This is a genomic window from Massilia sp. CT11-108 (genome assembly GCF_047302915.1).
GTDB classification, from domain to species: Bacteria; Pseudomonadota; Gammaproteobacteria; order Burkholderiales; family Burkholderiaceae_D; genus Telluria; species Telluria orientalis.
The window spans coordinates 1-7,619 of record NZ_JBKYMO010000277.1; the positions used below are offsets into that span (position 1 = coordinate 1).

The window sequence follows — 7,619 nt, forward strand, 5'->3', positions numbered from 1 at the left end:
GTCAAGGGCACCACCGGCTGGCAGGAGCGCAGCATCGTGCTGTATGTCCCGGTCAACGCGGCGCTGATCGTGTTCGCCGCCGCGGCGGCGAGGATGTAATGGGGTTTCATCGGTTTGTCTTTCACGAGTGGTTGGGAGCCGTCACTATGCCGCCGGCGCCGGCGATGCGCCGGGCAATGCGACGGACGACTACCGCGCCGCGACGAACGCGGCCAGGGGCCGACGAGCTAATCGGGCAGCGGCGCCGCACTCGACGCCGGCGCGTCCGTGCGCGCCGTGTTGATCACCATCGCGAGGAACGTGTAGTAGCCGTTCACGCCCATCAGGTCGACGACGCCCTGCTCGCCGAACAGGGCCAGCGCGTCGTCGTAGACGCGGTCCGACACGCGCTTGTGTCGGTGCAGTTCGAGGCAGAAGTCGTACACGACGGCTTCGTCGACGAGCATCGCGGCCGGCCGCTCGCGCCGGGCGATGGCGGCAATGACGTCCGGCGGGACGCCCACCTGCTGCGCGATCGGCGCGTGGATCGCCCACTCGACCTGCTGGTCCCATTCGCGCGCCGTGACGAGGATCGCCAACTCCGACAGGCGCACGCCGATGGCGCTGCGGTAGCGCAGGTACTCGCCGACCCGCTGCGCATGGCCCATCAGTTCGGGACTGCGCAGCAGCGGCACGAACGGGCCGTACAGCGCACCGCGCGGGCCATTGATGATCTCCTGGGCCGCGGCGCGCTGGGCGTCGGTCCAGTCTTCGGGCGGAATCGGGCGAAGGCGGTCTGTCATGACGAAAATATTCGCATGCCTTGAGGCAAAAATCAAAAGAATCCCGACGGTTCCCGCTTATTGTCAAACGTCAACTTTTTGGGGAGCTTCCAATGACGCATATCCTGCATCGCAGCCTGCGCCAGACGCCGCCCGTCGCGGTCGGCGGCGCGGGCGTCTATTTGTACGACAGCCACGGGCGCAGCTACCTGGACGCGAGCGGCGGCGCGGCCGTGTCGTCGCTCGGACACGGCCATCCGGACGTGATCGCGGCCATGCACCGCCAGATAGACCGGTGTGCCTACGCCCACACCGCGTTCTTCACGACCGAGGTGGCGGAGCAGCTGGCCGACCGCCTCGTGGCGAACGCGCCGGCCGGCATCGCGGGCGTCTACCTCGTGTCGGGCGGTTCGGAAGCGATGGAGACGGCGCTCAAGCTCGCGCGCCAGTACTGCGTCGAAGGCGGAGAACCACAACGTTCGCTGTTCATCGCCCGGCGCCAGAGCTACCACGGGAATACGCTGGGCGCGCTGGCCGTGGGCGGCAACGAATGGCGCCGCCAGCCCTTCGCCCCGCTGCTGATCGACGTCGAGCGGGTGTCGGCCTGCTACGAATACCGCAACCGCGCCGAGGACCAGACCGTCGACCAGTACACCGCGATGCTGCTGGACGAACTGGAAGCGGCGATCCTGCAGGCCGGCCCGGACCGCGTGATCGCGTTCTGTGCCGAACCCGTCGTGGGCGCGACCGGCGGCGCGATCCCTCCCACGCCCGGCTACTTCCGCGGCGTGCGCGCGCTGTGCGACAAGTACGGCATCCTGTTCATCGCCGACGAAGTCATGTGCGGGATGGGCCGCACGGGCACGATGTACGCGATCGAGCAGGACGGCGTGGCGCCCGACCTGATCGCCGTGGCGAAAGGCCTGGGCGCGGGCTACCAGCCGATCGGTGCGGTGCTCGTGAACGGCGCCATCATCGAACGCCTGCGCGCCGGCAGCGGCGCATTCCTGCACGGGCACACCTACATCGGGCACCCGGTCGCGGCGGCGGCGGCCCTCGCGGTCCAGCAGGTGATCGAGCGCGACGACCTGCTCACGCAGGTGCGCCTGCGCGGCGCGCAGCTGCGGGCCATGCTGGACGAGGAATTCGAAGACCACCCGCACGTGGGCGACATCCGCGGCCGCGGGCTGTTCCTGGCGCTGGAACTGGTGCGCGAGCGCGAGACCAAGTCACCGTTCGCGCCGGAGCTGAAACTGCACGCGGCGATCAAGGCGCGCGCGATGGAGAACGGGTTGCTGGTGTATCCGATGGGCGGCACGATCGATGGCCGCCACGGGGATCATGTGCTGCTGGCGCCGCCGTTCGTCGTCACACAGGGGGACCTGGGCGAGATCGTGGGGCGGCTGAAGGAATCGGTGGAACAGGCGTTGAAGCAGGTGGCGACGTAATCGTCGCCACGCTGTGTTTCTTAAGCCTTGGGGTACGCGAGCACTTCCTGCTGCTGCTCGCCCAGCCCCGCAATCCCGAGGCGCAGCTTGTCGCCCTTCTTGAGGAAGCGCTGCGGGCTGCGGCCGAGGCCCACGCCCGGCGGCGTGCCCGTCGTGATGATGTCGCCCGGCTCCAGGGTCATGAAGCGCGACAGGTAGCTGACGATTTGCGCCACCGTGAAGATCATCTTCGACGTATTCCCGGTCTGCACGCGCTTGCCGTTCAGGTCGAGGTACAGGTCGAGGTCCTGCACGTCGAAGATCTCGTCCTTGGTGACGAGGAACGGGCCGACGGGGCCGAAGGTGTCGCAGCCTTTGCCTTTATCCCACTGCGAGCCGAGTTCGAACTGGTAGGCGCGTTCCGAGACGTCGTTGACGACGCAATAGCCGGCCACGTATTTCAGCGCATCCTTCTCGTCGACGTATTGCGCGCGGGTGCCGATGACGACGCCCAGCTCGACTTCCCAGTCGGTCTTTTTCGAGCCTTTCGGCAGCTGGATGGGATCGTCCGGGCCGTTCAGGCAGGACGTCGCCTTCATGAACATGATCGGTTCCTTCGGGGTCAAGGCCCCGACTTCGGCCGCGTGGTCGGAGTAATTCATGCCGATGCCGATGAACTTGCCGACGCCCTTGACCGGCACGCCGAAGCGGGGGTTGCCGCGGACAACCGGCAGTGTTTTCCAGTCGACCCTGGCGAGCTTGCGCAACGCCTTTTCCGACAGCACCGACCCGTCGATGTCCTCGATGACGCCGGACAGGTCGCGCAGGCGGCCTTCTTCGTCGAACAGGCCCGGTTTTTCCTTACCTGGGCGACCGTAACGAACCAATCTCATATTCTTCCTTCTGGGTGAGCAAAGCGATGCCGCATTTTACTTGACGGCGCCGAAGGAAGTCGTGGAAGTAGCCGAGCAGGCCAGGCATCTGCAGCGCCACCAGCACGCCGAATGCGACGCGGTAGGCGAGCGCCGGAAAGTGGCCCGCAGTGTCGGGGCGCCACAGGCCGACGATCAGCCCGAACCCCGCCTGCACGAGGAATGCGCCGATGAAGATCAGGAGGTTCAGGCACGTCGCCGCGCGTCCCGTCAGCGTGCGCGGCAGGCTCTGGGCCACGATCGCGTATTCGATGCCGGTGATCGTCCCCACGAGCGTGAACAGCACCGACAGCAGCTGCAGGCTGGGTCGCCAGTTCAATACGATGACCACCTGCACGACGATGAAGAGGAACACGCCGACGGCGGCCACGTCCAGCGCCTCGATGCCGCGCCGCCCCGCCCATTCCGTGATCATGCCGACCGCGATGGCGCCGAAGATCACCGACGCCATGCCCATGTACAGCAGGTAGGCGACGGCGGCGTCCGGAAACCGGGCCACGTCGGCCAGCCAGCGCCCGATCCACAGGCCCTGGATGCCGAAGAAGATCGCATGCGGCACGAGCACCAGCGAGATCGTCGCGCGGAACGCGGGCGCGCGGTACACGTCCAGCACCGAGCGCACGGTCGGCAGCGCGCCGCCGGGTGCCTTCGACCTGGGCGTGACGAGCCAGATCAGCAGGCCGCTGCACGCCGTCAACGCGGCCAGCAGCATGAACAGGCCGCGCCAGTCCGTGTGCTGCAGCAGCATGCGGACCGGCATGGTGGCGGAGGCCGCACCCAGGCCGCCCACGGCGATCAGGTAACCCTGCACGGACGGCAGGCGCGTGGGCGAGATCCAGGTGGAGATCGCCTTCACGGCCGACATGAAGCACCCGCCCAGGCCGCAGCCGATGATGGCGCGCGCCAGCACCAGCTGGCCGAACGAGCGGCCGGTGGCGAACAGCAGCGCGCCCGTCGCCGCCAGCATCAGCAGCACCACCTGCACCTTGCGCGGGCCGTAGCGGTCGAGCGCGATCCCGACCGGGAGCTGGACGAGGGCGAACGCAAAGAAGAACGCGCTGGTGAGGAGGCCGAGCTGGCCCGGCGTCAGCGCGAGCGCGCCGACCAGATGCGGTGCCAGCACGGCATTCACGTTGCGCAGCAGCGAGGACAGGTAATGCCCCAGCGCGAACGGCAGGAACACGTAGAAAAACACTGCCACCCCGTTGAGGCGCGACTGGCTCTGGTCGGTTTCCATGGACATCTCCTGCGGGTCAGGCCGCGTCGGGTTGGCTGTCGCTGGCACGCCGGTCCTGCGCGTGGACAGCCTGGATCGGGATCACGCGGCCCGCCGCACCGAAGGTGTCGTGATCGTCCTCGCCGCCCTCGAAGAAGAATTTCTTGCGGCCGAACGCCGGCTTCAGGTGATCGAGCCAGGTGGCGTCGGGGTCGTATTTCGCGAAGAACGGCCGGCGCACCCAGTCCGGATTGCGCGCCTGCAGGAACTGCAGCGCGAACAGCTTTTCGCCGTTGATGGTGACGACGCCGTCGATCACGACCTTGCCCGGGAACGCGCTCATCGACGGCCCGCGCACGGTGCGCGACAGGCCCGACACCATGCTGTACGCGGACTGGAAGATCTCGTGCGCGCGCGCCAGGGGCAGCGCGAAGTACTCGCGCGGACCGGTATCCCGTTCGACGAACATGTAGTAAGGGATCGCGCCCAGGCGCACGCCCGTCGTCCACAGTTCGGCCCAGCTGTTCGGGTCTTCGTTGATGTGGCGGATCAGCGGCCCCTGCATGCGCAAGGTGGCGCCCGTGCCGACGATGCGCTTGACGGCCTGCTGGGCCACCGGCTGGCGCAGCTCGACGGCGTGGTTGTAATGCCCCATCAGCGCGAGGTTCTTGCCGGCCTTGACGACTTTTTCGAACAGGCGCATCAGGTCGTCGCTGTCCTTGTCCGACACGTAGCGCTGCGGCCAGTATGCGACCGACTTGGTGCCGATCCGGATGTTCTGGATATGCGCCAGTTCGGGCGCCAGCAGCGGTTCGATGAACTCGGCCAGCGAGCGCGTATTCATGATCATCGGATCGCCGCCCGTGATCAGGACGTCCGTCACGTCTGGATGCGTGCCGAGGTAGGACACCAGTTCCGTGGACTCGCGCGCATCGAACTTCATCTCTTCCATGCCCACGAACTGCGGCCAGCGGAAGCAGAAGGTGCAATAGGCGTGGCACGTCTGACCCGCGCTGGGGAAGAACAGCACGGTCTCCTTGTACTTGTGCTGCAGGCCCTTGAGCGGCGCGTCGTTCACCCGCGGCACGTTGTGCGTCATCTGCCCGGCCGGGTGCGGATTCATGCGCATGCGGATCTGGTGCACGAGTTGCGCGACCGCGGCGTCGTCCTTCTTGACCAGCACGAGGTCGCGTAGCTGCTCGTATTCGCGCGCGGGCAGCATGTCGCGGTGGGGGAACGTCAGGCGATAGATTGGATCATCCGGAACATTGCTCCAGTCGATCAACTGCTCCATCACGTATTCGTTCGTGCGGAAGGGCAGCACGTGGGACACCACCTGCACGGCTTCCTGCAGATCCGGGCTCAGCCATTGCCATTGGCGGGCGTTCTGGATCGACTGGCGGGTATAGGGCTTGAACTTGGCGGGGGTTGCGTCGAGGGTCACGGGATTTCTCCTGAGGGAAGTGGTTGGCGGCAGCAAAAGGTGACGCACGGAAATAATTGCCGACAGGAACCGATGGTAGGGAGACGGACTTGCCTTTGAGTTGCCCGGAGTCAAGTTCTGATTCCGTTTCTCACTGATTTCCACATGCACTGCGAAAGATCAGCGTTGCCGTTGCGGCGGCACATCGGGCGCTACTTGCGTTAGCACAACAACCCGGCTGGGGCCGCGGCGTAGAGTACGAAATGCAAATAGGCAACATTCAGACCTATCTCTTTCCCCTTCCCGAAAGGACATCCTATGAAGCTGACCGCAACCGTAGTCGCTACCGCCCTGACCCTGTCCTGCGCCGGCGCGCTGGCGGCCGAACCGACCGAGAAAGATGCGATCGCCATGGCCGAGCGTGGCGCCTCGATGGTCAAGGCCAAGGGCAAGGAAGAAGTCATGAAACGCATCACGGCCAAGGACCCGGAATTCGTCCAGGGCTCGCTGTACATCGACATGCGCGACGTCAAGACCGGCATCGTGCTGGCTCACCCGTACAACCCGTCGATCGTCGGCAAGGATTTGACGGACGTGCCCGATGCGAACGGCAAGAAATACCGCCGCGAGATCATCGAACTGGCCGCCGCCAAGGGCAAGGGCTGGGTCGACTACCAGTACAAGAATCCGACCACGGGCAAGATCGAGCCGAAGACGACGTACATCCTGCTTGTCGACGGCGTCGTGCTCGAGGCCGGGCTATACAAGAAGCAATAGGACGTGCACGCGGGCGGCATGGCCGCGTTCGGTGTTCGAGCGGGCGGCATGCCCGCGTTCTTTTTTAAGCGGGAGCGCAACATGCTGAAAAAACTGAGGATCGGTCCGAAGCTGCTGCTGGCGCCCGGCATGGTGCTGGTGCTGCTCTTGATGCTGTCCGGTGCCGCCTGGTACGGGATGGTGCGCCAGAACGCGTCGCTGGAAAACATGGTGCAGGTCCGCGCGGCGCGCCTGAAAAACGTGGCCGACGTGGCCGGCGACGCCAAGTACGTCCACGCCAACGCTTATCAACTGCTGGCCTGGATCAACGGCAGCTTCGCCAAGAACCGCCTCGACGCGCTGATCGCCGACATCGGCAAGCGCCACGCCGCCGTGCAGGCGCAGTTGCAGGAACTCGCGCGCACGACCGACGGCGCGGAACGCAAGCCCGTCGACGCGTCGCTGGCCGCGCTGGCGGCCTACCGCAAGGCGGTGCAGGAGACCATCGAGATGGCGCAGGTCGACCAGTCGATCGCCACCAACTCGATGCAGAAGGCGGAAAAGGAATTCATGGTGCTGAACCAGCAGCTGGCCCAACTGGCCGCGCTGGAAAAGACGCTCAGCGAACAGGCCTATGCGGCCGCGCGCACGGAATTCCACAACCTGGGCACGTGGATGGCCATGCTGGTGCTGCTGTCGATCGCCGCGTCGCTGGCCGTCACCATGTTCGTGCGCCGCGCCATGCTGCGTGACATCGGGACCATCTCGGCCGTCATGGGCGAACTGGCCGAAGGCCGCCTGTGCGCGAGCGTCCACAACGACGGCCGCGACGAAATCGCCGATACGGCGCGCGCGCTCGACCAGACCATCGCCAACCTGAACACGACGCTGCGCAGCGTGCTCGATTCCGTGCGCTCGATCGACACGGCATCGAAGGAAATCGCCAGCGGCAACCTGGACCTGTCGACCCGCACCGAGCTGCAGGCCGGTTCCCTGCAGCAGACCGCGAGCGCGATGGAGACGCTGACCCAGGCCGTCAAGGGCAATGCGGACAACGCGCGCCTGGCGACGGAACTCGCGGCCGAGGCGGCGCGGCTGGCGGCC

General features: G+C 66.2%; 7 protein-coding genes. 3 read left to right on the forward strand and 4 right to left on the reverse strand.

From position 1 onward, the window contains the following. Positions 1-227: 227 nt before the first annotated feature. Positions 228-782: a carboxymuconolactone decarboxylase family protein gene (locus ACEN88_RS20055; RefSeq protein WP_413342356.1), complete on the reverse strand. Its 555-nt coding sequence runs from the start codon at positions 780-782 to the stop codon at positions 228-230. Positions 783-874: 92 nt separating this feature from the next. Here ACEN88_RS20055 and ACEN88_RS20060 point away from each other — a divergent pair, with 92 nt between their 5' ends. Next, positions 875-2,209, forward strand: coding sequence for an aspartate aminotransferase family protein (locus ACEN88_RS20060; protein WP_413342358.1), 1,335 nt, complete (start codon positions 875-877; stop codon positions 2,207-2,209). A gap of 20 nt (positions 2,210-2,229) precedes the next feature. Here the strand turns inward: ACEN88_RS20060 and ACEN88_RS20065 are convergent, their stop codons facing one another. The 3 genes from ACEN88_RS20065 to ACEN88_RS20075 are packed head-to-tail and all read right to left on the reverse strand — an operon-like array spanning position 2,230 to position 5,780. Continuing rightward, on the reverse strand, positions 2,230-3,081 hold the full coding sequence (locus tag ACEN88_RS20065; RefSeq protein ID WP_413342360.1) for a fumarylacetoacetate hydrolase family protein: 852 nt from the start codon (positions 3,079-3,081) through the stop codon (positions 2,230-2,232). Then, positions 3,050-4,357: an MFS transporter gene (locus ACEN88_RS20070; RefSeq protein ID WP_413342361.1), complete on the reverse strand. Its 1,308-nt coding sequence runs from the start codon at positions 4,355-4,357 to the stop codon at positions 3,050-3,052. The genes ACEN88_RS20065 and ACEN88_RS20070 overlap by 32 nt, the downstream gene beginning before the upstream one ends. Positions 4,358-4,373: 16 nt before the next feature. Further along, a complete protein-coding gene (locus ACEN88_RS20075; protein ID WP_413342363.1) occupies positions 4,374-5,780 on the reverse strand; it encodes a KamA family radical SAM protein in 1,407 nt (468 codons plus the stop codon). Between the two features lie 297 nt (positions 5,781-6,077). Between ACEN88_RS20075 and ACEN88_RS20080 the strand changes: the two genes are divergently transcribed. Together ACEN88_RS20080 and ACEN88_RS20085 are read left to right on the forward strand one after the other, a co-directional pair. Next, entirely contained in the window at positions 6,078-6,536 is a 459-nt protein-coding gene (locus ACEN88_RS20080) for a cache domain-containing protein (RefSeq protein ID WP_413342364.1), read from the forward strand. A gap of 81 nt (positions 6,537-6,617) precedes the next feature. Further along, positions 6,618-7,619: methyl-accepting chemotaxis protein (locus ACEN88_RS20085; RefSeq protein WP_413342366.1), on the forward strand; the 1,002-nt coding region annotated here is incomplete at its 3' end.

Excerpts from the sequence above, each read along its gene's own strand:
- ACEN88_RS20060 (WP_413342358.1), top strand. The coding sequence starts at position 875 with ATGACGCATATCCTGCATCGCAGCCTGCGCCAGACGCCGCCCGTCGCG.
- ACEN88_RS20065 (WP_413342360.1), bottom strand. The coding sequence starts at position 3,081 with ATGAGATTGGTTCGTTACGGTCGCCCAGGTAAGGAAAAACCGGGCCTG.
- ACEN88_RS20055 (WP_413342356.1), bottom strand. The coding sequence starts at position 782 with ATGACAGACCGCCTTCGCCCGATTCCGCCCGAAGACTGGACCGACGCC.
- ACEN88_RS20070 (WP_413342361.1), bottom strand. The coding sequence starts at position 4,357 with ATGGAAACCGACCAGAGCCAGTCGCGCCTCAACGGGGTGGCAGTGTTT.
- ACEN88_RS20080 (WP_413342364.1), top strand. The coding sequence starts at position 6,078 with ATGAAGCTGACCGCAACCGTAGTCGCTACCGCCCTGACCCTGTCCTGC.